23 protein-coding genes are annotated in these 23,286 nt (G+C 44.1%); 13 read left to right on the top strand and 10 right to left on the bottom strand.

The window, feature by feature from the left end; translation table 11 throughout:
- The first annotated feature begins 57 nt into the window (after positions 1 to 57).
- Both AC4MBN_RS01705 and leuB read left to right on the top strand, forming a co-directional pair.
- Positions 58 to 621, top strand: a complete 564-nt coding sequence (locus AC4MBN_RS01705; RefSeq protein ID WP_005232350.1) for a hypothetical protein — start codon at positions 58 to 60, stop codon at positions 619 to 621.
- A gap of 41 nt (positions 622 to 662) precedes the next feature.
- Positions 663 to 1,742: a 3-isopropylmalate dehydrogenase gene (gene leuB, locus AC4MBN_RS01710; protein ID WP_180104565.1), complete on the top strand. Its 1,080-nt coding sequence runs from the start codon at positions 663 to 665 to the stop codon at positions 1,740 to 1,742.
- Between the two features lie 65 nt (positions 1,743 to 1,807).
- Here leuB and AC4MBN_RS01715 read toward each other — a convergent pair whose 3' ends face one another.
- From AC4MBN_RS01715 to infA, 3 genes are all read right to left on the bottom strand, one after another.
- Positions 1,808 to 2,221: a hypothetical protein gene (locus AC4MBN_RS01715; RefSeq protein WP_312307389.1), complete on the bottom strand. Its 414-nt coding sequence runs from the start codon at positions 2,219 to 2,221 to the stop codon at positions 1,808 to 1,810.
- Between the two features lie 189 nt (positions 2,222 to 2,410).
- Positions 2,411 to 2,806 (bottom strand): nucleoside phosphorylase-I family protein, encoded by a 396-nt coding sequence (locus tag AC4MBN_RS01720; protein WP_419375019.1) that lies wholly within the window; start codon positions 2,804 to 2,806, stop codon positions 2,411 to 2,413.
- A 141-nt stretch (positions 2,807 to 2,947) separates the two neighbouring features.
- Positions 2,948 to 3,169, bottom strand: coding sequence for a translation initiation factor IF-1 (gene infA, locus AC4MBN_RS01725; RefSeq protein ID WP_001284370.1), 222 nt, complete (start codon positions 3,167 to 3,169; stop codon positions 2,948 to 2,950).
- A 231-nt stretch (positions 3,170 to 3,400) separates the two neighbouring features.
- Here infA and AC4MBN_RS01730 point away from each other — a divergent pair, with 231 nt between their 5' ends.
- On the top strand, positions 3,401 to 4,408 hold the full coding sequence (locus AC4MBN_RS01730; protein ID WP_004781856.1) for an AraC family transcriptional regulator: 1,008 nt from the start codon (positions 3,401 to 3,403) through the stop codon (positions 4,406 to 4,408).
- A 127-nt stretch (positions 4,409 to 4,535) separates the two neighbouring features.
- On the opposite strand, the gene truA is transcribed toward AC4MBN_RS01730, so the two are convergent.
- The 5 genes from truA to asd all read right to left on the bottom strand — a co-directional run bounded on the left by truA (position 4,536) and on the right by asd (position 10,622).
- Complete coding sequence (gene truA, locus AC4MBN_RS01735) at positions 4,536 to 5,333, bottom strand: tRNA pseudouridine(38-40) synthase TruA (RefSeq protein ID WP_491880548.1); 798 nt, start codon at positions 5,331 to 5,333, stop codon at positions 4,536 to 4,538.
- A gap of 18 nt (positions 5,334 to 5,351) precedes the next feature.
- A complete protein-coding gene (locus tag AC4MBN_RS01740) occupies positions 5,352 to 6,320 on the bottom strand; it encodes an asparaginase domain-containing protein (RefSeq protein WP_491880549.1) in 969 nt (322 codons plus the stop codon).
- A 46-nt stretch (positions 6,321 to 6,366) separates the two neighbouring features.
- A complete protein-coding gene (gene fimV, locus AC4MBN_RS01745) occupies positions 6,367 to 7,695 on the bottom strand; it encodes a T4P machinery localization factor FimV (RefSeq protein ID WP_491880550.1) in 1,329 nt (442 codons plus the stop codon).
- A gap of 65 nt (positions 7,696 to 7,760) precedes the next feature.
- Complete coding sequence (locus AC4MBN_RS01750; protein ID WP_491880551.1) at positions 7,761 to 9,365, bottom strand: FimV/HubP-related protein; 1,605 nt, start codon at positions 9,363 to 9,365, stop codon at positions 7,761 to 7,763.
- Positions 9,366 to 9,503: 138 nt separating this feature from the next.
- Positions 9,504 to 10,622, bottom strand: coding sequence for an aspartate-semialdehyde dehydrogenase (gene asd / locus AC4MBN_RS01755; RefSeq protein ID WP_166136231.1), 1,119 nt, complete (start codon positions 10,620 to 10,622; stop codon positions 9,504 to 9,506).
- Between the two features lie 188 nt (positions 10,623 to 10,810).
- Here asd and AC4MBN_RS01760 point away from each other — a divergent pair, with 188 nt between their 5' ends.
- On the top strand, positions 10,811 to 11,941 hold the full coding sequence (locus AC4MBN_RS01760; protein WP_491880552.1) for an endonuclease/exonuclease/phosphatase family protein: 1,131 nt from the start codon (positions 10,811 to 10,813) through the stop codon (positions 11,939 to 11,941).
- Positions 11,942 to 12,279: 338 nt separating this feature from the next.
- Positions 12,280 to 12,687 (top strand): GNAT family N-acetyltransferase, encoded by a 408-nt coding sequence (locus AC4MBN_RS01765; RefSeq protein ID WP_419375014.1) that lies wholly within the window; start codon positions 12,280 to 12,282, stop codon positions 12,685 to 12,687.
- Between the two features lie 40 nt (positions 12,688 to 12,727).
- Here the strand turns inward: AC4MBN_RS01765 and AC4MBN_RS01770 are convergent, their stop codons facing one another.
- The gene (locus AC4MBN_RS01770; protein ID WP_491880553.1) at positions 12,728 to 13,663 is read right to left on the bottom strand and encodes an LpxL/LpxP family acyltransferase; all 936 of its coding nucleotides are present in this window, start codon (positions 13,661 to 13,663) and stop codon (positions 12,728 to 12,730) included.
- A gap of 123 nt (positions 13,664 to 13,786) precedes the next feature.
- Entirely contained in the window at positions 13,787 to 15,694 is a 1,908-nt protein-coding gene (locus AC4MBN_RS01775; RefSeq protein ID WP_419363708.1) for an ATP-binding cassette domain-containing protein, read from the bottom strand.
- Between the two features lie 39 nt (positions 15,695 to 15,733).
- On the opposite strand from AC4MBN_RS01775, the gene AC4MBN_RS01780 reads away from it, so the two are divergent.
- The 8 genes from AC4MBN_RS01780 to AC4MBN_RS01815 all read left to right on the top strand — a co-directional run bounded on the left by AC4MBN_RS01780 (position 15,734) and on the right by AC4MBN_RS01815 (position 23,271).
- Positions 15,734 to 15,979, top strand: coding sequence for a SlyX family protein (locus AC4MBN_RS01780; RefSeq protein ID WP_004781873.1), 246 nt, complete (start codon positions 15,734 to 15,736; stop codon positions 15,977 to 15,979).
- A 222-nt stretch (positions 15,980 to 16,201) separates the two neighbouring features.
- On the top strand, positions 16,202 to 17,203 hold the full coding sequence (locus AC4MBN_RS01785; RefSeq protein WP_491880554.1) for a hypothetical protein: 1,002 nt from the start codon (positions 16,202 to 16,204) through the stop codon (positions 17,201 to 17,203).
- A 19-nt stretch (positions 17,204 to 17,222) separates the two neighbouring features.
- A complete protein-coding gene (locus AC4MBN_RS01790; RefSeq protein WP_419375011.1) occupies positions 17,223 to 18,224 on the top strand; it encodes a PIN domain-containing protein in 1,002 nt (333 codons plus the stop codon).
- A 112-nt stretch (positions 18,225 to 18,336) separates the two neighbouring features.
- Positions 18,337 to 18,786 carry an ammonium transporter gene (locus AC4MBN_RS01795; RefSeq protein WP_004781877.1) on the top strand — a complete coding sequence of 150 codons (450 nt, stop codon included), beginning with the start codon at positions 18,337 to 18,339 and terminating at the stop codon, positions 18,784 to 18,786.
- A gap of 31 nt (positions 18,787 to 18,817) precedes the next feature.
- Positions 18,818 to 21,460 (top strand): type I DNA topoisomerase, encoded by a 2,643-nt coding sequence (gene topA / locus AC4MBN_RS01800; RefSeq protein ID WP_491880555.1) that lies wholly within the window; start codon positions 18,818 to 18,820, stop codon positions 21,458 to 21,460.
- 124 nt (positions 21,461 to 21,584) lie between these two features.
- Complete coding sequence (locus tag AC4MBN_RS01805) at positions 21,585 to 21,782, top strand: hypothetical protein (protein ID WP_034169867.1); 198 nt, start codon at positions 21,585 to 21,587, stop codon at positions 21,780 to 21,782.
- A 32-nt stretch (positions 21,783 to 21,814) separates the two neighbouring features.
- On the top strand, positions 21,815 to 22,573 hold the full coding sequence (locus AC4MBN_RS01810; protein ID WP_419375009.1) for a hypothetical protein: 759 nt from the start codon (positions 21,815 to 21,817) through the stop codon (positions 22,571 to 22,573).
- A gap of 125 nt (positions 22,574 to 22,698) precedes the next feature.
- Entirely contained in the window at positions 22,699 to 23,271 is a 573-nt protein-coding gene (locus AC4MBN_RS01815; RefSeq protein ID WP_419363698.1) for an HdeD family acid-resistance protein, read from the top strand.
- The last annotated feature ends 15 nt before the right edge of the window (positions 23,272 to 23,286 follow it).

The following is a 23,286-nucleotide window of genomic DNA, read 5'->3' on the forward strand; positions in this document are numbered from 1 at the left end:
AGGCCTTGCTAATATCAGAAGATTATTAATTTTTTTTGATAGGTTAATACAGACATCATGGCAACGTATTGGAAACAGTGGCTTGCTCTAAGTGCAGTATCAGTGCTGATGACCGCGTGTCAAAGCATTGATACCTTCAAACTTAAACACGCCAAAGAAGATGCAGAAAGCAAATCCAATGCCTTGATTTATTGTGCAGGCACACCGGATTGTCAGTTTGAACGTTTAGATCGGACCATGATTGTGGATGAGTCCACCAAGCGAATCAGCCCAGAAGCGCTGGATCAGCGTCTGGTTCGTTTGCAGGCCAAAAACCTGAAACAGGATAATCCGATTTATTTATCTGTGCCGGAAGGGCAGCATGAACTGGTGGTGCGTTTCTATCCGATTAGCAAGGATAAGGCTGAGACCTTGCATCTGTTCCAGCAGTTTAAGGCGAATAAACGCTATACCCTGAAAATGTTCCGTGACCGAAATGCACGTAGCACCAGTTTATTAAATGCCTCTGCACCTGATCCATTGTGTGTGGACCTGTTGCAAGAGCAGAAAGTGATTCGTCGTTTTTGCAAACCCTATAATGTCATCAATGGCATTGCAGAGTTTGTAGAAAAAAAAATTTAACCTAGTCAGGTGGATGCCTGACCTTATAAATGGAAAAGCTCATGTCTAAACAAATTTTGATTTTAGCTGGTGACGGTATTGGTCCTGAGATTGTAAAAGCCGCAGAACAGGTGCTTACACGAGTTAATGAAAAATTCAATCTGGGTTTAACATGGGAACAAGGTCTTTTAGGCGGTGCTGCGATTGATGCACATGGTTCACCTTATCCAGAGGTAACCTCTGAACAGGCGAAAAAAGCAGATGCAATTCTGCTCGGTGCTGTAGGCGGTCCAAAATGGGATACCATTGAGCGTTCAATCCGTCCAGAACGTGGCCTGTTAAAACTACGTAGTGAATTGAATCTGTTTGCGAACTTGCGTCCAGCAATTCTTTATCCGCAATTGGCTGATGCCTCTAGCTTGAAACCGGAAATTGTCTCAGGTCTGGATATCCTGATTGTACGTGAATTGACTGGTGGTATTTACTTCGGTCAACCACGCGGGATCCGTGAACTGGAAAATGGCGAAAAACAAGGTTTCAACACTGACGTTTATGCAGAGTCTGAAATCAAACGTATTGCCAAGGTTGCGTTCGAACTTGCTGGTCTGCGTGGCGGTAAAGTATGTTCAGTTGATAAAGCCAACGTGCTTGAAGTGACTGAGCTTTGGAAACAAACCGTGACTGCACTGAAAGAAGAGCAATATCCAGACATTAACCTGTCTCATATGTATGTAGACAATGCTGCGATGCAATTAGTACGTGCGCCTAAACAGTTTGATGTGATTGTGACTTCAAACCTGTTCGGTGACATTCTATCTGATGAAGCTGCAATGCTGACTGGTTCAATCGGTATGTTGCCATCAGCATCATTAGATGAAAATGGTAAAGGCATGTACGAACCTTGCCATGGTTCTGCACCAGACATCGCAGGTCAAAACCTGGCAAACCCATTGGCAACCATTCTGTCTGTAGCCATGATGCTGCGTTATACCTTCCGTGAAGAAGCAGCCGCAAAAGCAATTGAAGATGCAGTAGGGAATGTTCTAGACCAAGGTCTACGTACTGCTGACATCATGTCTGAAGGCATGACTAAAGTGGGTACGGTAGAAATGGGTCAGGCAGTTGTGACTGCATTGAACTAAGTTACTCATTAGTTCCATGTAAAAAAACGCAGCCTTGAGCTGCGTTTTTTTATGACTGATTTTGATTAACAGGTTCGACCCGAAAGGCTGACAGAAGTTGCAATATTGTCTTTAAGCAAAAAGGTAATCTTGCATTGCAAATTCACATCATAACCTGATGCAGGGCTCACAGTGACTGGAACCGGAACTGTGCCAGTACCTGCTGCCGGAAACTGAGCAATTGGTAAGGGAACGGTCACAGGACGTTCTACGACATAGCTGAGCTGTTGGGAGCTGAGCTCAGGTTCACTGATTTGCTGATAACCCAAACGTTTCAAATCTAAATTGCGATCAATATACTGGCTGCTCTGACCAATAAATTGCTGTAAATAAGCTTCACGGTCGGTCTGGCTGATCGTGGGTGTCTGTGCACACCCTGACAGACCGAGCAACAGGATGCTCAAGCCCAATACCAGAGAAGTACCTTTGCTTAACAACATCACATCACTCCTACTCAAGGAACGCTTAAAAACAGTGTAGTCGCAAAGTGTGAGAGGAACTGTTGTAATTTATTATTAGGCAAGACAGGAATAATCAGGCAGTTAGATGTTAGCTTTAGCTGTCAAATTCAAGACAACTTAGAACGTTTTTAAGTCCACTTTAAAATGAATAAAACGCCAAAATAAGTCTTAACAGGCACGTCCGCTATATTGCACGGATTGGGCAATCCCTTGTTCTAGCTGAAAATGAATCTGACAAGGCATTTCAGCCTGATAACCCGGGCCGGGTGCAGTTGCGAGTCGTACAGGGGCGCCTATACTGACACTTTGCTGAATGGCCGGTATTCCCAGCGGAAGTTCAATGGTAGGAAGTACGGTATAACTCAGACGTTTTTCCGTTTGTACAGGTACTTTTGAGGTCTTAAAACCGAGTGCAGTTAAATCCAGATCCTTACGAATTGACTCTGCAGATTGGCCGATATATTGCTGTAGTTGCTGATCTAGTTGTCGTGATTTTGTCGAATTGGTAGTGGCGCAGGCAGTCAGGCTGATTCCTAGGATCAAAGAAAACAAGATTTTTTGCATGAATGATTCGCTGTTTTTATTAGAGGAAAAATAGAAATTATTATCTTCGGATGAAGTATAGGGAATGTGCAGGGGGAATTGATATAAAAGAAAAGGCAATAAAAAAGCCACTGGATGAGTGGCTTTTGCTTCCGCTAAAACTTAGCGCGCACGGTATGTGATACGACCCTTAGTTAAATCATAAGGTGTCATTTCGACCTTCACGCTATCGCCAGTCAAAATACGAATATAGTGTTTACGCATTTTACCAGAAATATGGGCAATTACTTCGTGACCGTTTTCTAAACGTACACGGAACATAGTATTAGGAAGCGTCTCGGTGACAACGCCTTCGAACTCGATGAGTTCCTCTTTATTGGCCATAGCCTACCTGAATGAATAAATTGGAAAGGCGCAAATTATAGTCAATTTTTTCGCAAAACACAAGGTGTAACGGGCGTTAGACTGATCATCTGTCAGTAAAATAAGCGAAGTATGAGTTTAAACTTTTTAACTAAAAAGCGTGTGGTATCTGTTGTCAGTTTGGTCAATCACAGTTAATCTAATTTCAATCTTTTTAAGTATAAATGAAGTACATACAAGGAAGGTTTTTGAGTGAGTCAGCTAACGGATGCATCAGTCGTATTGCGTTTAGGCTATCAGGCGATTCGTCGTGCAGGTTTGCCAACAGAAGAACTTCTGACAAAAGCAGGAGTCGCTTTAAATCAGGTGGAGACCAATGACCGTACTCCACTCAGTGCTCAGTATGCCTTCTGGGTTGCCGCAGAAGAGGTCAGTAAGGACCCAGATATCGGATTGCATCTGGGTGAACATTTGCCGCTCTATCGCGGACAGGTGATCGAGCATCTGTTTATTTCATCAGAGAATTTTGGTGAAGGCTTGAAACGTGCGCTGGCTTATCAGCGTCTGATCAGTGATGCTTTTCATGCCAAGCTGGTGGTCGAAGATGATCGCTGCTATCTGACCAATGGTGAGCAGCCTTTCGCTGAAAGTCTGGTCAATCGTCACTTTACCGAATGTGCGATGTCGGGTGTGTTGCGTTTCTTTAAATTTATTACTGAAGGTCGCTTTGAACCGATCTATATCGATTTCAATTTTTCCAAAGGCGCGGCAGATGAAGAATATTTCCGGGTCTATGAATGCCCGGTAAGTCTGGGGCAGAAAGAAACCCGTTTGTATTTTGATCCAAGCATTCTTGATTTCCCGCTTTGGCAGGCAGAACCGGAACTGTTGCAGCTACATGAACAGCTGGCAATTGAAAAATTACAGGAACTGGCTCGTTACGATTTAGTCGGGGAAGTACGTCGTGCAATCGGTTCTACTTTAGAAAGTGGTGAAACGACTTTGGAAACTGTAGCCGCTCAACTGAATATTACCCCACGCCGTTTACGTACCCAGCTCAGTGAGGCTAATACCAGTTTCCAGCAGATTCTGTCCGATTATCGCTGTCGTCTGGCTAAACGTTTATTGGCGAGTACCAATGAAAGTGTAGAACGTATCGTTTATCTGACTGGATTCTCGGAGCCAAGTACCTTCTACCGTGCTTTTAAACGCTGGACCAATGAAACGCCGGTGGAATATCGGAAGCGCAAGCAGCGTTAATTACTATCTTAAGTCCCTCCTTTCTTGCGCTTCAGCTTAAAGCAGTGCTTAAGCTTTGCTCAGGAGGAGAGTTCCTCCCTTTTTCAAAGGGAGGTTAGGAGGGATTTAAAAATTAAAAATAATTAGCTTATTCCGGCATATTTAACCAGTATGGACCCAAAGGTACTTTGGGTAGGTCAAAATACTCTGGATATTCAGCCTGGATAAAATACAGACCGTCCGGTGGTGCGGTAACACCGGCTGCTTTACGATCTTCTGCTGCAAAAATATGGTCAATATGGTCAACCCCATACATACCTTGGCCGATTTCCAGCAAACAGCCCATGATATTGCGTACCATATGATGCAGAAAGCCATCCGCCTGAATATCTAGAATCAGATAAGGCCCATGCGGGATCAGGCGGCAATGACGGACATGACGTACCGGTTGATTGGACTGGCAGGCCGCTGCACGGAAACTCTCAAAGTTATGCGTGCCTTCAAATTTTGCAGCTGCCTCAATCATTTTTTTGACATCAAGTGGGTAGTAAATGTGCGTGACCTGTTTATGCAGCAAGGCAGGGCGTACCGGATGGTTATAGACAATATAACGATAACGGCGTGCCTGTGCTTTAAAGCGTGCATGGAAGCCGTCATCCATCTCCTTAATCCATTGGATCGAGATATCTTTAGGTAACTGGCTATTTGAGCCCATTAACCAGCCCCGTTCAGAACGCAAGGCATGGGTATCAAAATGTGCGACCATATTGGTCGCATGCACGCCGGCATCGGTTCGGCCTGCACCATGTAGAATAATCGGTTCATCGGCAATTTTACTGAGTACCTTCTCGATGGTTTCCTGAACACTGATTACGCCCGGTTGTTGAGTCTGCCAACCTCGATAATTCGTTCCACAAAACTCAATTCCCACCGCAAAACGCTGCATAATGACCTCAAAACCTGACTAATTGTACCAATGGGCATGCCATTGCTCTACCGTGTCATATTGTAAATACATTTTTAGGGCTTTTGCATAAAGATCAGCATGGCCATAACTTTCATTGAGTAGAATTTTGCAATCATGCACCCATTCAGCAATGGCATAACGCTGATCGGTGGCACCGAAAGGCACTTGAGTAGTTAAGACCAAGATACAGCCTTTGGCATAGAGCTGATTGATAAAATCTACGATCTCTGGATTGACGGCCAGATTGCCGGTTCCAAAGCCTTGCAGGAATAGAAAATGCGGAGGATAGGCCAAAATATTTTTCAGATTATTGAACTGTTGAACTAAATCGATCGGCTGCATCATCAAGCTCATACAGTTAAAATCCAGAGCTTTGGCAATATCGTCTGCTGTAACCTGATGACTTTGCTGGTTGGCCTGAATAGCGATATGCGCATCCAGACCAGTAAAGGCATTCAGCTCAGTGGTATGTTGCTTTAAGGCAGTTTGAGCATGAATCAGTTGCTGATGAAAAGCCAGATAAACACCTGCATTACACTGAGTTACTGAAGCGAGCGCAAAGCTCAGATTGTCCATGGCATCGCTAAATTCGCGTTGCGCATCGCCTTCAGCATTCAGGAGGGGATACTGGCTGCCAGTCAGCACAATATGAGCCGAATTCCCCATAAAATGTGCCAATACTGCGCTGGCATAGCTCAGGGTATCTGTCCCGTGAATAATCACAAAATGTTGTATCTGCTGTACAGATTGCAGATTTTGGATAAATTGCACCAGTTCTAACCAGTCTGTAGCAGTACAGGCACTACTGTCCTTAATCACAGGAGCGCAGTAATACTGAATGAACGGTTGATCTGTAAGTAGCTGTTCCAGTTTTGGAATAAATAAATCGGCAGACATAGGGGCGAGCGGATCACCGACACAGCCAAAGGTGCCGCCCATATAAATCAGTGCAATATCTTTCATCATAAAAAAAGCAGCCAAATGTGACTGCTTTAGTGTAAAGGGAAATTGATTAAGATGCGATTTGATTCAGCAACTGATCGGCTTGCTGACGTTGTGCTGCTGTATATTCAGCTTCACGTTCAGCTATGACTTCACGGGCAGCTGCATAAGCGCCTAACTGGATATATTGCTGTGCCAGCTCCAGGTTAAGGTCCGCTTCATTAACTTCCATCAGTTCCGGGAAGGACTGCACCAATGGATCATGTTGATCGGTTGTTGAAGTCACAGGCGCTGTCGGAATCTCAAAATTCACCCCTGTAGAAACAGGAGTCTCTTTTACAGCTTCGACATTATCAAGTTTAAAATCTAGTCCAGATGTTTCAGTCGCAGCAGGCGTTTCAGTTGCAGGCGTTGCAATATCGAGGCTAGACAGGTCAAACTCAGTCGCAGGTTCGGCTGTTTTTTCCGCTGCAGGTGTTGGAGTGTCTAGAGAGAAAGAGAAATCTAAAGGCTGGATTTCTTCTGTTGTTGCAGGTGCTGATTCTGTTTCTAAGGATACAGATGGCTCAAGCTCAAGTTTAAAATCCAGAACCGGTGCTGACTCAGTTGCTGCTGTTGGAGCAGTCTGGGTTTCAGTAGTATTCATCTGAAGATCAAATTCAACTGAATTATCTGATACAGGCGAAGCTTCTTCCGTTTTTACTGGCTCAGCCGCTGGAATCTTCGGTTCAAAGTTGAACTCTAAGGGTTGGATATCTGGTACTGGTTCCGCTACAGCAGCTGGTTTGCTCGGTTGCAGTTCCTGTTGTAATGCATCAAATGCCTGTTCGTTTGAAGCAGGGGTGGCAACCAGGTCTGCAAAGGCATCTGTAGAAGGTTTGCTTTCCTGTACAGGAGGGGTTTGTGGCTGAGCACTTGGGAAATCAATAGTATCCTGAACAGCGACCGAAGAGTTTTCGAACTCACGCTTTTTGACCTCAGCCTGAGCCAGAATATCTTCCAGTTCCAGAGAGCGAACATGGTTAATCAGCTGTGAAATCGCAAATTCATCTTTTTGCAGGATATGAATGTCGAGTAGCAGTAAATACAACTCATGTTGAGAATTATCGCGATTCAGTGCCTGATTGATTTGCGCTTCGGCTGCAAAGAAATTACGTTCCTGAATCAGACCTTCAATTTTCTTGCGTGTCTCTGCTGATAGAGGCGTTGCTGATTTTTTAACGACTCCGGCTGGCTCGACCACTTTGGTTCTTTGGGAAGTGGATTTTGACGCAGCGCCAGGTTTTTTCGCTTTTACAGTTTTAGTTTTTGCTTTATCTGATTCTTGAGCATCTTGTCGTTTTTTTATGACAATTAATACGATGATCAATATCACTAATGGAATCACATAAATCAGCATGTTTTACCCCTTGGGGATAGAGTCATTAAGTTCGCCTATCCCAATAAATCGTCATGTGTAACTTTTTAATTAATTGGCTTTTTATCTGCCTGTTGTGCTTTAAGCTGTTGTTGCAGCTGGGCAAGACGAGCATTTAATAATTGAATTCTGTGATCCTTCTGATTGAGTGCCAATTCTAGTTCAGTTACGTTTCTCTGTAATTTAACGGTTTTTTCACGGGCTGTCATAACTTTTAATGACAACTCTTTCGAAGTTCGATTTTCTTTTGTGTTTGAGTTGGCAGAAACCTGGCCGGAATCACGCTGATTCTCGGCAACCAGGCTCATTTCAGCCTCATTCAGGCGATATTTGGTTTTTGCAGCAGGTTTGGAGGGTACTTGAGTGGACTTAATCGCTGCGGCCTGGATCGGAGTTTTCGCAGTATGAATGGTCGCTAAATTAAGCGCTGCACCTTTACGCAAGCGGTTGGCATCGCCTCCAATAAAAGCATGTTCATTCTCACGTTTGATTTGCTGCATGACCTCACTCACTGGACGCTGCTGTTCATTGGCAATCCTGGAGGCAATGCCCCAAAGCGACTCATTTGACTGTACTACATAGGTCGGTTTGACCTGGGTTGAGGTGCTTTGTTTGATGGCTGCCGGCTGTGCTTGAGTTATAGCTGCTAAATTTGGTTTGTCCTGTGCAGTAGTGGATGCCGCCTGCTTGCGTGCCTGTTGTTCTGCATATTTTTTGACAAGTGGATCACTGGACACCATCTGATTTTCAGTGCTTGTCGGTGCAGAAACTTGCGCTGAGGCTGCATTTTTATTTGTTGGATCTACTGCAACTTCAGCTGGTTTTGTTTCAGCCTGAACTTTTGTCGCTGCAGCCTGTAAGTTGGGCGTTGCATCTGCTTGAGTCACCGCTGTGTTGACTGCTTTGGATGGAGTATTTACTGGCGTAGTGTTTACAGTACTAGCCTGCTGTGAACTATGACTTGTCGCTGCTACCGCAGTTTCGGTATTAAGTTTTGTTGGGCTTGCGACTTGAGCTGCAATACTCGATGTCGGCTCATGGGTCACAGCAGCTATCGCTGTTTTAGGAATCGAGCTGGCTGATAATGCAGGAGGTGCTGTGTTTTGTAAGGCTAACGGTTTTTCTGCCACAAACGAGGTGGCTGGTTTGGATGGGGCATTGGTATAGTGCGTACTCACCGGTAAGTTCAGAGCAATATCTTTTTCACTCACGACTACGACAGGCGCGAGGGGCTGTTCAGTCTGTTTCAGGCTGGCCTGTAACAAATCAGTTTTAGGTCTTAATGCAGTACGGATATGCTGTAGGCGTGCTGCATTGCCTTCCTTGATTTTTACAATGATATTTAATTCACGATCAGTGACCGGGCGCGACGAGGTAATGGTAATAACCCCAGTACCATTACTGTTGCGACGGGTGAAAAAATTCAAATGACCCGGTGGCTGATGCGATGCACCCATAGAAATCAGGTCTTCTGGCGAGGCTAAACTTACCTCAATTGGCAAGTTAATATCTGATTGACGGAAATTCATTTCCGCATAAAGCAATTCCCCAGGTGCAGACTGGATTTGTACCGGATCTACATTAATCGCATAAATATTTTGTGAAGCAACAATGGCTAAAATGGCAAGCTTTAATTTGTTATATACAGTCATCTGTGAGCTCAGTCATTATCGCATAGCGAAAATTATAGATTAACGGGATGTTTGTTTTTTGTAAAATACTTACGCAATAGTTACACAAAAAAGCCGATCAATAAAGATCGGCTTTGTGCTTTATTTCTTGACGGAAACTTAAGAGTTTTTATAGTCAATCAAGATGCGCAGCATACGGCGTAAAGGTTCTGCAGCACCCCAAAGTAACTGGTCACCTACTGTGAATGCACCTAGGTATTCTTTACCCATGTTCAGTTTACGCAGACGACCAACAGGTACAGTTAATGTACCAGTGACTGCAACAGGAGTCAGGTCAGTCATTGATGCTTCACGAGTGTTTGGCACAACTTTAGACCAGTCATTTGCATTTGCAATGATATCTTCGATCTCATCCAGTGGAACGTCTTTGCGAAGTTTCAGCGTTAATGCCTGAGAGTGACAACGCATTGCGCCGATACGTACACAGTGGCCATCAATCGGTACAATCTGCTGGTTACCCAAGATCTTGTTGGTTTCAGCCTGACCTTTCCATTCTTCTTTAGACTGGCCGCTTTCCAGCTGCTTGTCGATGTATGGAATCAGAGAACCCGCTAAAGGCACACCGAAGTTTGCAGACGGGAAGCCTTCGCCACGTTGCAATTCAGCAATTTTAGAATCAATGTCCAGAATTGGAGAACGTGGATCATCTAGCAAGTCTTTGGTATTGTTATATAAATAACCCATGCCAGTAATCAGCTCACGCATGTTTTGCGCGCCAGCACCCGAAGCTGCCTGATAAGTCATGGAAGTTGCCCATTCCACCAGATTGTTCTGGAACAGACCGCCTAAGCCCATCAACATCAGAGAAACGGTACAGTTACCGCCCACGAAAGTTTTGGTACCTTTGACCAGACCGTCTTTGATCACATGCATGTTCACCGGATCAAGTACGATGATTGCTTCATCATCCATACGCAGGGTAGATGCTGCATCAATCCAGTAGCCATCCCAGCCTTCAGCTTTCATTTTCGGGAAAACTTCAGTGGTGTAATCGCCACCTTGACAGGTAATAATGACATCCATTTGCTTCAGACTGTTAATGTCTGTTGCATCCATAAGTGCTGGGGCAGTCTTACCACCAAATGCAGGAGCTTCACCACCTGCATTACTGGTAGAAAAATAGAATGGCTCAAAATGAGCAAAATCATTCTCTTCAACCATACGTTGCATAAGGACGGAACCCACCATCCCGCGCCAACCGACCAGACCTACTTTCATGTCACTTTGCCTCGGTGCGTTAAAAAATCAAAAGGGATTCGAGTGTATCAAAAAGGGACGTGACTGCAAGAGCTACACAATCAAAACATCAATATTCTTGAGCGAAATATCTGCTTTATGATACATACAAAATTGATAAAGCAGTTTTTCTTTTAGAAAAAATAATAACTTAGTAAAGAGTGTATCTTATGGTAGGGTTTATCCAGATCATGGCAATCGTGGTCATCTGGTTAAGTTTCTGGTCGCTGATTCCCCGAGATGAATGGTGGATTCGTGGTGCAGATTTTCCACGTTTACAGATTCTGGTTTTGGGCTTCATTGCCTTTGTTCTTTTTCTCCTGGTCGATCACCCGTGGACAGCCTTTAATCAGCTGCTTTTTGTTGGTCTGATCGCTGCTTTGGCGTATCAGCTGAAAATGGTCTTGCCTTATACCTTTGTTTGGAAAAAACAGGTCAAGCAGGTCAAGCAGGATCAGCTGGATCCGGATCGTCAGATTTCCCTGATTGTCTCTAATGTCCTTACGACCAATACTAAATATCATTTACTGATTGAACAGATCCAGACCCATCAGCCAGACTTGGTCTTAACGTTGGAAACCGATCAGGCATGGCAGGATGCATTGGCTGTCATTGAGCCAGATTATCCCTATCGGGTACCTGTGCCTTTGGATAATCTGTATGGCATGCATCTATATAGCAAGCTTGAACTGAGTGAAACCGAGGTTAAATTTATTCTGAGTGATGAAATTCCCTCCATTCATACCACGGTGATCTTACGCTCAGGACAACCGGTACAGCTCTACTGTCTGCATCCCAAACCACCTAGCCCGACCGAGGCCAAGGATTCCACCTTACGTGATGCTGAACTGTTAATTGTGGGTGATCAGATTAAAGATCTGGATGAAAGCTGTATCGTGATGGGCGATCTGAATGACGTGGCCTGGTCACGTACCACACGCCTGTTTCAACGCATTAGTGGGCTGCTGGATCCGCGGGTAGGGCGTCATTATGTGAATACTTTTCACGCAGATTATCCTTTTTTTCGCTGGTCGCTTGATCACGTCTTTCACAGTACCGATTTTGCCTTGGTACACATGGAGCGTTTACCGCATGTGGGTTCTGACCATTTTCCGGTCTTTCTGGTTTTGCAAACCGGTCGGATATTCGAGCATATTCAGGAAGAATTAGAACAAACTGATGAAGATGAGCAGGAAGCACAAAAAGCTATTGAAGAAGGTATTCAGAAAGCAGAGAAAGAGGAAAAAATAGTCACTGATGAAGTTGCTCTGGCATATAAAGAAGGGGGCAAAATCTCTTAGCTTTTTAGAAGAAAAGTGTACGATATTGCTTACAACAGTTTCCGCTTCTTGCGAATGGGCAGGGGTTGGGAATCTGGGTATTCTAGGTTTATCAGCACAGGGAGTCGAGAAAGGATATTCTCATAAGGAAGACGAAGCTGAATGAAAACATCATGGAAATGATGCTGAAAGGGAAATCACAACAACGAAGAAGCAATTATAACATATGAAAGCACAACCTCATTAGCCCGGGTTTTACAGGATGTAGAACCCGGGTTAAATTATTTTTGGCTTATTTTTTCATTATAATTATTCGATTATTAAAATAAAATTTAAATTAAAAAATGGATATTACCTGAATGGAAGTTATGATTTCCGATCATGATTCAGTCAATGAATCCGAAGTGCTACAGCTCTATCTTGTCAATCAATGGTCAGCTGCAGAAAAACCTCAATTGCTTTTACAGGCTTTGCAGCATTCTCATAGTCTGGTGACGGCACGTATCAATGGTCGGCTGGTCGGCTTGGGAAATGCGATTTCAGATGGTTATCTGGTGGTGTATTTCCCACATTTATTGGTTCACCCGGAGGTGCAGCGACAGGGTATTGGTCGTCTGATCATGCAAGAAATGCTGCAACGTTATTCAGGATTTCATCAGAAAATTCTGGTGGCTGATCAGCATGTCACTGAATTTTATAAAGCTCTAGGTTTTGAGCGTGCAGGGCATACAGAAGCAATGTGGATTTATCAGGGAACGGATCATTGAGTTGTCTTGCCAATAATACCGTTCATATTTTTTCTAGTTTTTAATAGATTTTATCATAGCCTTCAGGACGGGTCTTAAAGCGACGGTGGAACCACATATATTGCGTTGGTGCAATGCGCAACTGGCGTTCAATAATCAGATTTACCCGGGTTGCATCGTCGACTTCATCCGCACTTGGCAAGTTCTCTACCGCAGGCTCGATCAACACACAGTAACGTGGATCTTTAATATCGCCAGTCCGGTAAAAATAGAGTGGAATGGCAGCGGCCTTGGTCATTTTCAATAAGCGACGATGTGCAGTGACTGTGGCTGCAGGTACCCCAAAAAAGGGCGCCATTACACCCTGTTTTAAACCAAAATCCTGATCTGGACTGTACCAGATGGCATGGCCATTTTTCAGGTTACGCACCAGACCACGCATATCATCATGGTCAATCTGGTTGGCATAAATGGTGGCACGGCAACGGTAAATCAGCATATCAAGCAGGGGATTATTTTGTGGTCGATACACCACATCTGGCTCAAAATACTGTGCACATAAATAACCGCCGGCATCTAGCAAAGTCGAGTGGGTGCCGAGCAATAAAGCCCCTTTACCTTCTGCCTGAGCCTGCTGGATATGTTCCAGCCCTTCAATTTGTACCCGGCCTTTAAACCATTTTGGGCAATACCAGGCATTCAAGGTCTCAAATACACCGAGCATCTGGTCAATAAAGACCATACGGGTATTGTCCTGAACTTCTTGAGCTGACCATTCCGGGAAACAGACTTCCAGATTGCGAAGCGTGGTTTCACGGCGAGATTTCAAATATTTAAATGCCATCTGGCCGAGTAAATCTGCCAGACGATGCTGAATCGCCCAAGGTAAGATGGCCAGAATCATCAGAAATACAATACCCACCCAGATACCCCAGTATTGCGGTAACAGGAATGACCATTGAAATTCACCGGGTTGGTATTCTGGCGTTCGACTCATAAATTCAATATTTGAAATCAAAGATGTCAGCAGTGTAGCAGAAGAGCTTTTTGAAATAAAAAACTGCAAATTAAAAAAGCACCTGTACGAATACAGATGCTTAGTGACTAGGCGATTGAAAGATTAACCCTTGGTCATATTTTCCAGTTCGTCCCAACGTTCCATTTTTTCCAGCAAAATCTCATCAATTTCGCCTAAACGTTCAGATGCTTTAGTCGCTGCTGCGGCATCTGTGACAAACCAGGAACCATCCGCCAGTTTATCGGAAAGTTCAGCTTGTTCTTTTTCCAGTGCTTCAATTTCAGCCGGTAACATTTCCAGTTCACGCTGATCTTTATAGCTGAGTTTTTTCTTCGGAGCCGGTGCTGCAGGTGTAACCGCTGCTTCGGCTTTGGCCTGAGCTTTTTTGACTGCCATTTTCTGGTCAACCACAGTCTGATCTGGACGTTGTTCCAGATAATCCTGATAGCCACCGACATATTCATCAATATTGCCTTTGCCATCAAAGACCCAAGTCGATGTGACGACGTTGTCCATGAAGGCACGGTCATGCGAGATGAGTAGCAGGGTGCCTTTGTATTCAGCCAGCATTTCTTCTAGCAGTTCCAGCGTCACCATATCCAGATCGTTGGTCGGTTCATCCATCACGATCAGGTTTGATGGTTTCAGTAATAGTTTGGCGAGCAGAATACGGTTACGTTCACCGCCAGATAGAGCTTTAACTGGCGTACGCGCACGTTCTGGCGAGAACAGGAAGTCCTGTAAATAGCTATAGATATGACGACGTTGACCATTTACATCGACATGATCCGAACCCTCCGAAACGTTATCTTTAACTGATTTTTCCAGATCCAGCACATTACGCAACTGGTCGAAATAAGCAATTTCCAGCTGGGTTCCGGTTTTGACTGTACCGCCATGCTCGATTTCTCCCAGAATGGCTTTGATCAGTGTAGTTTTACCGACACCATTATCACCCACCAGACCGATCCGATCGCCACGCATTACCAGCGCCGAGAAATCATTAATGATCGGTGCATTGTCACCAAACTTCACGCTGAGATGTTCAATCTCGAACACCACTTTGCCTGAACGTTGGGCCTCCTGAGTCGACATGTTGACTTTACCCTGCTGGAAGCGGCGTGCTTTAGACTCTTCACGCAATTCTTTTAGAGCACGGACACGACCTTCGTTACGGGTACGGCGCGCTTTAATGCCTTGACGAATCCAGGCTTCTTCTTCAGCCAGTTTTTTCTCGAACAGGGCATTTTGCTTTTCTTCTGCTTCCAGCTGCTGAGCTTTTAGGTCGAGGTAACGGGAATAATTGCCTTCATAGCTCCGCAAAATACCACGGTCCAGCTCGACAATCCGGGTCGCAATACTGTCCACAAAGGCACGGTCATGCGAAATAAACAGTAAGGTCAGGTTGTTCTGTTCTAGCAGGAATTTTTCCAGCCATTCGATGCTTTCGACATCCAGATGGTTGGTCGGTTCGTCGAGTAACAGCACATCAGGTTGGGTGAGCAGGGCACGTGCCAACAGAACACGGCGTTTACGACCACCGGATAAATCAGCCAGATCCGCTTCCGGATCTAGTCCCATCTTACTTAGGATTGAGTTGACTTTGGTTTCTAACGCCCAGCCATCCAGCTGGTCCATCTGATGCTGCAAATGTCCCATACGGTCGCAGGCTTCCATATCACCGAGCACGCAAGCTTCACTGGCTTCATGATAGGCACGCAATACTTCTGAAGCTTCACCAGCGCCGTCGGCAACAATATCTGCAACCTTGCCAGAATCCATCGGCACGTCTTGGGCCAGCATGGAAATGGTGATGCCATTTTGTAACGAAACTTCACCACTATCCGGGAGTAAACTTCCTTCAATCAGTTTAAGTAAGGTAGACTTACCCTCACCATTACGGCCAATCAAACATACTCGTTCACCGCGTTCCAAATTAAAGTTGGCGCCGTCGAGCAAGGCAGGTCCGCCAAATGCCAGTTGGACATCCCTTAAAGTAATATAGGCCATAATGTTAATGTTTCCTGAAATCCCAAATGAGGACTTAAAATGACTAAACAACAAAATCTAAATGATCAGGCGTCATTTTCCGCACCCATTGAAGATTTGCAAGTGCGAATTGCATTTTTAGATGATTTAGTTGAACAGTTGAATCAACAGGTCACTCGCCAGAATCTGGAAATTGCCGATTTAAAAAAACAAATGCAGTTGTTATATCAACGTGTTGAGTCTGCAGATTTGTCCGAAGGAATTGATGCTTTTGATCCGGTCACCAACCGTCCACCGCATTATTAATTTACAAATAATTTTAAAAAAGAAAGCAAAAAAAGCCCTCCAGGCGCGAGGGTTTTCTTTTAAGCTGGTGAAGCTCGATAAACCTAAACCAAGTCACCATTTTTATTCCGTCCAAGATGATCTTTAAAATCTAAATATCGTCATGGAAGATGGAAACTATTTGACCTTTCACACACTTCCTACTCTAATAGTATTTTCTAGCTCAGTTTTTAATCTTGCCTTATGCGCCAAAAAGTTGTCCTTCTTGATCTCGAAAATAACTTTCCTACAGCCAAGCTGTTACGTGACATCGTTGAACATTATCCGACTTTGTATCTGTTTAACTGTGCCGGAAAATTCGAGTTTGCTTTAGAAGAACTGACTGAGTTGGCCAGCTGGATCAGCAGCGGACAAATTATTATTCTGGATGTCCCGGAAGCAGAGCATAAGGAATATGAATATGCCGTGATTGTGGGTCAGCTGATGGCTTTGCTGGAAGCAGATACTCATGTCGAGCTGATCTCTGCGATGGATAGCAGTGAAATGCTAATGCAGATGCTACAGGCTTCAGATATTGATTGCAGCCTGATTCAGGTGTTGCCAGAGAATGCATCCACAGAGACTCAAGATAAACCTAAAATCCAGTTGCCAAGTATTGAAGCCATTAAAGCTAAACCGGCTTTGCAGCTGGTGAAAAAGTACTGTGATGCGCTCGGCAAGATGAGTGGCAAACCGACCACGCTCGAAACCTTAAAAAATTCTGTCACCAATATTCTGCAAGTTTTACCAGGCAAAGCCCAGCATGTAGTTGGCATGTTAATTAATCTGAAAATAGTCAAACGCTATGATGAGCAGATCAGTTTCCGTAAAAAAGTGCTGAAACAGTGGGTGCAGCTGGATCTCAATGACAACCAACCCGCTGAAAAACCGGCTTTGAATCAGGTGATCTCGAAGCTTAATCCTGAAGAGGCTGTTGTTGCACCTGTTCAATCTCCAATTCAGTCTGCCCAGCAAGATCTGTTCAAAAACTTTAATAAAATTGATCCGGTACAGCTCGAAGTTGCACGCAAGCTGCGCGAATTACAGGGAAATAAGCCTAAAGATATTTATGAATTACGTGATTTACTTGAGCAGTTATTTCCAAAGTCAGATGTCCGTCTTTTACTTAAAGAATTGATTGAAAAAGGATATATTTATTGGAATGGTCACGAAGTGTTATATAGTCATGAGATGTTTCTGAATTAGAATAATCTCATGAGGGCATATGAAAAAAATACTGTTACTGGATATTGAAAATCAGCCTAAAACAGAAAATGAGTTACTCAGCCTACTCAAATCTTATGCCCTCGTTTATCTGGTTTATGCAAAATCACCTGTAGCCTTGAGTCTGGATGGATTGCAAAATTTGTCTGATCATGTAGTTCAAAAACGTCTGGTTTTAATTAAAATGCCAAAAACCGGACCTGATGCTGCTGATTTTGGCTTGGCATTTGTAGCCGGGCAGTTATCTGTACAAATGCAGGCATCTGAAGCTGAATTTGATGTCATGTCGAATGATAAGAAATTTGAATATATTGTCGATTTACTCAAAGTCATGGGGTTTCAGGCACAACAGAAGAAAAAAGAAATTCAGTCCACATGTTCCACTAAATTATCTTTAGAGCACATTCATCCAGAAAAAGCTGAATTCAAACTGCTTTTCGCTGCGGTTAAACTGTTAGTGAAAAATCAGCCCAAACAATTTAACTCTCTCAACAATGCCTTAAAGTCCTGGCTAAAAGGCACTTCTGCCACTATCAAGCAGGTCATTGGCCAGTTAAAAAATTATCAGCTGATTCGGATTCAGGATCAAAAAGTAAGTTATGAGCTAAACCGGATGCGCGAACTGTTAAAACTGGAAGCGCTCAAACAATCGAAACCAGTAGCCATTACTTTACCAAGTATTGCTGATATTCAGTTAAAACCTCATTTACAGCGGGTCAAAATCTATAGTGATTATCTGGCGAAGAGTGGAAGTAGCCGTCCGGCCAAAACAGCAAGTTTATTAAATTCAGTACGCTCAATCTTAGGCTTAGAACACCAGCAAGCAGCGCAAGATTTCATTCAGATTTTAAAGAAGCAGGATATTCTCAAACAGGACAATAGCAAACTGATTTATAACAGCCAGCTCATACAGGCTTGGGCTAATCTGGATGAGTCCTGCCTGATTCAAATGGCGATACAACCGCATATCATCAATCAGCCAAACACTGAAATCTTATCTTAAAACAAAGACGTAAAAGTAATAAGTACAGAGAATAAAATAGTATTTCGCAAGCGGTGCTTGCCTTTTATAGTGGGCTTATGCAAATCTAATATAAGAACATAAAGGTTGAACTATGGAAAATACCGGAATCTGGGTGGCAGTTGTCATCATCGTTTTCGTACTGGGGTCTATTTTTGGTCTGCGTGTGAGTCCTAGAGAAAAGGCATTAGGACTCATGCGTGATAAAGCCCGCAAGATGGGCTTACATCCACGTCTGGTGGTTGCACCGGACTGGACCAACATTCCCAAGGCGACTGAAAGTCGTGCCAGTATGGTGGCCTATTATAGTGTGCTGCTTCCAGATGCCCGTTTACCGCTGATGCGTGCCCGCGTGGTTGATAACAAACTTGAACTGGTGCATGGGGATGACAAATTTAAAGATTTTCCCATTGCATTAAAGGGCATTTATGCTATTGATATGCAGGCAAACTGTGTAGGACTCTATTGGGATGAAGAATCTGATCTTAGAGCCACACAACTTGATGACATCAAGGCTCTATTACATTCTTTGGCTGAACTTTAATTTTAGAAATAAACAGGATTAAACGGTTAATATGGCGAACGCTCCTCGGTCCACATCAAAAAGCAGCACGGCGAAGTCTTCCGACGCTGGAAGTAAACGTGCCTTGGTGATTGTGGAGTCGCCTGCAAAAGCGAAAACAATCAACAAATATCTCGGTTCAAACTACATCGTGAAATCCTCGGTGGGTCATGTGCGTGACTTGCCGACGGGTGGTTCTGCGAAAACTGCAGAGAAAAAACCGGTGACCCGAACCAAGCTGACTGAAGCAGAAAAAGCGGAAAAATCACAGCAGGCGTTGATTAACCGGATGGGTGTCGATCCAGAACATGACTGGAAAGCCAAATATGAAGTCCTTCCGGGCAAGGAAGGCGTAGTCGCTGAACTGAAAAAACTGGCATCGCAAGTCGATGAAGTCTATCTCGCAACGGATTTGGACCGTGAAGGGGAAGCGATTGCCTGGCATTTAAAAGAAGTGATCGGCGGTGATGATTCACGCTATCAGCGTGTGGTCTTTAACGAAATTACCAAAAATGCCATTCAGGAAGCGTTTAAACAGCCCTCACGTCTAGATACCAATAAGGTCAATGCCCAGCAGGCGCGCCGTTTCCTTGACCGTGTCGTTGGCTTCATGATTTCGCCACTGCTATGGGAAAAAATTGCCCGTGGTCTGTCTGCGGGGCGTGTACAGTCTGTGGCTGTAAAGCTGGTCGTGGAACGCGAACGTGAAATTCGTAAGTTCATTCCTGAAGAATACTGGCAGGTTTTTGCAGATACCAAATCCAAGAAAGATGATATTCGTCTGGAAGCGGTCAAGCAAAATGGCAAGACTTTAAAGCTGCATAATAAAGCTGAAACAGATGCTTTACTGAATCTGATCAAAGACGCCGAATATAAAGTTATTAGCCGTGAAGATAAACCGACCAAGGTCAATCCAAGCGCGCCGTATATCACGTCCACCTTGCAACAGGCCGCAAGTACCCGTCTAGGTTTCTCGGTGAAGAAAACCATGATGCTGGCACAGCGCCTGTATGAAGCTGGTTTCATTACCTATATGCGTACTGACTCCACCTTCCTGAGTGATGATGCAGTCAACATGGTGCGCGGTCATATTGAGTCAGAATATGGCGAGAAATATCTGCCAGCCAAGCCGAACCGTTATGGTAATAAAGCTGGTGCGCAGGAAGCCCACGAAGCCATTCGTCCATCTAATGTCGCGCTGAAAGGCGACAGTCTGGCTGGAGTGGAACGTGATGCACAGCGTCTGTATGACCTGATCTGGCGTCAGTTTGTAGCCTGTCAGATGACACCAGCAGAATACCTATCATCGACTATTTTAGTGGATGCGAATGGTGTTGAACTGAAAGCCAAAGGTCGTACCCTAGTATTTGATGGTTTCACCAAAGTTCGTGGCCAGAACAAATCTGATGATGATGTACTGTTGCCGGCAGTGAAAGTGGGCGAAGTACTGAAACTGGAAAAACTTGATCCATCTCAACATTTTACCAAGCCACCGGCACGTTTTACTGAAGCATCATTGGTCAAAGAGCTTGAGAAAAAAGGTATCGGTCGTCCTTCGACTTATGCTGCCATTATCTCGACCATTCAGGATCGTGGTTACGTAAAACTGGAGAACCGTCGTCTCTTTGCCGAGAAGATGGGTGAGATCGTCACTGATCGTCTGGATGAAAGTTTCAATAACCTGATGAACTACGACTTTACTGCAGACCTTGAAGGTCAGCTGGATAAAGTGGCAGATGGTGAACGCAACTGGAAAGATCTGTTAGACAGCTTCTATGGTGATTTCAAGAAACGTCTGACCAATGCTCAGGGTGAAAACGGCATGCGCCGTAATCAGCCTGTAGAAGTTGAAGCAGTCCATTGTAAAGAATGTGACCGTCCGATGCAGATCCGTACCGGCACAACGGGTGTATTCCTGGGCTGTTCGGGTTATAACCTGCCACCGAAAGAACGTTGTAAAGGTACATTGAACCTGACTCCGGTTGAATCTCTGGCAGCATTATCTGATGATGATGCAGCAGAAACTGCGGATCTGATGTCGAAAAAACGTTGTCCAGTCTGTGGCACTGCGATGGACAGCTATGTGATTGATGGTGGCCGTAAGCTGCATATCTGTGGGAATAACCCGGACTGCGCTGGTTATGAGCTGGAAGAAGGCGAGTTCAAGATCAAGGGTTATGATGGCCCAACCATTCCATGTGACAAATGTGATGGTGAAATGCAGCTGAAAACCGGTCGTTTTGGTCCATATTTTGCCTGCACCAGCTGTGAAAACACCCGTAAAGTCCTGAAGAATGGTCAGCCTGCGCCTCCGCGTGTTGATCCGATCAAGATGGAACACTTGCGTTCAACCAAGCATGACGATTTCTTTGTTCTGCGTGATGGCGCAGCCGGTCTGTTCCTGGCCGCGAGCAAGTTCCCGAAAGTCCGTGAAACGCGCGCACCGAAGGTCGCAGAACTGCGTACTGTGGCGGATCAGTTGGATCCAAAATATCAGTTTATTTTGCAGGCGCCAGATGTGGATCCTGAAGGAAATCCAACCTTGGTGAAATTCAGCCGTAAGAACCAGTCTCAATACATTGGTTCAGAAACCCCTGAAGGCAAACAAACCAAATGGTCGCTGGTCTATCAGGATGGCAAATGGGTTGAAGCCTAAGCTATAAGACATCAAGAAAATGCTGACGAAAGTCGGCATTTTTTTATGACTAAGTATTTTTGATCAACACAGTTCTAGGATATTCTAGGCGTTAAATAATAAAAGATTAAAATAGGAATCATCCATGACTTGGCTAGATAAATTCCTGTTCTTAAGTATCGGATTAGGATCTATCCTCTATTTCATGCTTGGAAAGATTAATGAAATGGGTATTCCTATGGATCGGGGAATGATGATTATTTTGGTGATTATTATGTCGCTGGTTACTTTGAGCTGTGTTTTATATCTACGCTCTGAAGATCAAAAAACGAAACAAAAATAACTTTTAAATAAACTCTCTATTGGCATGTTCATATGTGGAAAAAAATCCGAATCCTGATTTTATTGATGATTTTATTTGTGGTGGCAATTAACGCTTATCGGGATCAGAATCAGGACTGGAACAAACCAATCTTTGTTCTGTTGCATCCGATCAATGCAGATGGATTGGCAACCACACAGCAATATATCCAGCAATTATCTGCTCAGGATCTAAAAGGGACACAAGAATATCTGGAAAAAGCGGCCCAGCAGTACCGTGGACAGCCTACTTATTTTTATTTTAATCTGGGACGTGAACTCAAAGAATTGCCGCCTAAAGTGCCGGAGCAGGCCTCCTTACTTGGCACCATTTTATGGAGTCTAAAATTCCGTTTCTATGCCTGGCAACAGCAGCAAGGTTCAGATCCTTCCTCGAACGTTACTCTCTTTTTAAATTATTATGATCCTGTACACACCCAGCAGTTAAAGCATTCAACAGCTCTGCAAAAAGGCCGGATTGGTTCAGTTAATCTATTTGCTTCAAGCAGACAGTCTGACCAGAATAAAATTGTTCTGGTACATGAATTACTGCATGCCTTTGGTGCTTCAGATAAATATGATCTCGCCACAGGCCAGCCGATATATCCCGTGGGTTATGCCAATCCGAATCAGCAGCCTTTATTTCCCCAAACCAAAGCTGAGCTGATGGCAGGGCACATTCCAGTATCGCAAAGCACCAGTAAAATGCCGGAATCTTTAAATCAGACCCTGATTAATGAAATCACGGCAATTGAACTTGGCTGGAAAAAATAATTAACAAAGTGCTGAATAAACTGGCATAACTTACTATTTTTATAGATAAACTCAGTGAGTTTCTAACAAATTTCTCCATGATTTAAGAGCATAATCAAAGTTATAGCCAATGACTTGAGAAGAATATGAAGACTGTTGGAAATGATCTGGTTCGGCATCAATTGCATGAAAACCGTAAATGGTATTTAGGCCTGGGTGCCTTATTAGTGTTATTTGGAATCGTACTGTTAGCATCACTGCCTTTTGCCACCTTATCCGTAGTATTCCTGTTTGGGGTCCTGATGATGATAGGTGGAGTAGTTCATCTGATCGCCGGGATTAAAATCTTCGATGGGGCATTTCGCTGGCTCTGGCTGCTATTCGGTATCATCTATTTTATTGCGGGCTATTATGCCTTTAGCACGCCAGCGAAAACTGCGATTGTACTGACCCATCTGCTTGCGATTGCTTTGATTGTGGCGGGAATAATTCGCGTCTTCAATGCTTTTATCTTTAAAGCATTCCGCGGCTGGGGCTGGACTTTATTTTCCGGAATTTTGACTTTAGTTACAGGTATCCTGATTCTATTGTCACCGAATGCACCGTTCTGGGTTCTAGGTGCTTTTCTGGCAATCGATATTTTGTTCCAAGGAATTAACTATCTGACTTTGGCTTCCTATATCAAGCATCGTGTGCCAAAAAGCTCCGCAGATCTTTAAGTAAGACCAGTATAA

Source organism: Acinetobacter sp. CAU_H_60, from assembly GCF_058599385.1.

Coding starts and splice junctions, on each gene's coding strand:
- AC4MBN_RS01720 (WP_419375019.1), bottom strand. CDS start 2,806: ATGCAAAAAATCTTGTTTTCTTTGATCCTAGGAATCAGCCTGACTGCC.
- AC4MBN_RS01780 (WP_004781873.1), top strand. CDS start 15,734: ATGACTAAACAACAAAATCTAAATGATCAGGCGTCATTTTCCGCACCC.
- AC4MBN_RS01815 (WP_419363698.1), top strand. CDS start 22,699: ATGAAGACTGTTGGAAATGATCTGGTTCGGCATCAATTGCATGAAAAC.
- infA (WP_001284370.1), bottom strand. CDS start 3,169: ATGGCCAATAAAGAGGAACTCATCGAGTTCGAAGGCGTTGTCACCGAG.
- AC4MBN_RS01810 (WP_419375009.1), top strand. CDS start 21,815: ATGTGGAAAAAAATCCGAATCCTGATTTTATTGATGATTTTATTTGTG.
- topA (WP_491880555.1), top strand. CDS start 18,818: ATGGCGAACGCTCCTCGGTCCACATCAAAAAGCAGCACGGCGAAGTCT.
- AC4MBN_RS01715 (WP_312307389.1), bottom strand. CDS start 2,221: ATGTTGTTAAGCAAAGGTACTTCTCTGGTATTGGGCTTGAGCATCCTG.
- AC4MBN_RS01765 (WP_419375014.1), top strand. CDS start 12,280: ATGGAAGTTATGATTTCCGATCATGATTCAGTCAATGAATCCGAAGTG.
- AC4MBN_RS01705 (WP_005232350.1), top strand. CDS start 58: ATGGCAACGTATTGGAAACAGTGGCTTGCTCTAAGTGCAGTATCAGTG.
- fimV (WP_491880550.1), bottom strand. CDS start 7,695: ATGCTGATTTATGTGATTCCATTAGTGATATTGATCATCGTATTAATT.
- AC4MBN_RS01760 (WP_491880552.1), top strand. CDS start 10,811: ATGGTAGGGTTTATCCAGATCATGGCAATCGTGGTCATCTGGTTAAGT.
- AC4MBN_RS01750 (WP_491880551.1), bottom strand. CDS start 9,365: ATGACTGTATATAACAAATTAAAGCTTGCCATTTTAGCCATTGTTGCT.
- AC4MBN_RS01805 (WP_034169867.1), top strand. CDS start 21,585: ATGACTTGGCTAGATAAATTCCTGTTCTTAAGTATCGGATTAGGATCT.
- AC4MBN_RS01770 (WP_491880553.1), bottom strand. CDS start 13,663: ATGAGTCGAACGCCAGAATACCAACCCGGTGAATTTCAATGGTCATTC.
- asd (WP_166136231.1), bottom strand. CDS start 10,622: ATGAAAGTAGGTCTGGTCGGTTGGCGCGGGATGGTGGGTTCCGTCCTT.
- AC4MBN_RS01775 (WP_419363708.1), bottom strand. CDS start 15,694: ATGGCCTATATTACTTTAAGGGATGTCCAACTGGCATTTGGCGGACCT.
- AC4MBN_RS01790 (WP_419375011.1), top strand. CDS start 17,223: ATGAAAAAAATACTGTTACTGGATATTGAAAATCAGCCTAAAACAGAA.
- leuB (WP_180104565.1), top strand. CDS start 663: ATGTCTAAACAAATTTTGATTTTAGCTGGTGACGGTATTGGTCCTGAG.
- AC4MBN_RS01795 (WP_004781877.1), top strand. CDS start 18,337: ATGGAAAATACCGGAATCTGGGTGGCAGTTGTCATCATCGTTTTCGTA.
- truA (WP_491880548.1), bottom strand. CDS start 5,333: ATGCAGCGTTTTGCGGTGGGAATTGAGTTTTGTGGAACGAATTATCGA.
- AC4MBN_RS01740 (WP_491880549.1), bottom strand. CDS start 6,320: ATGATGAAAGATATTGCACTGATTTATATGGGCGGCACCTTTGGCTGT.
- AC4MBN_RS01785 (WP_491880554.1), top strand. CDS start 16,202: ATGCGCCAAAAAGTTGTCCTTCTTGATCTCGAAAATAACTTTCCTACA.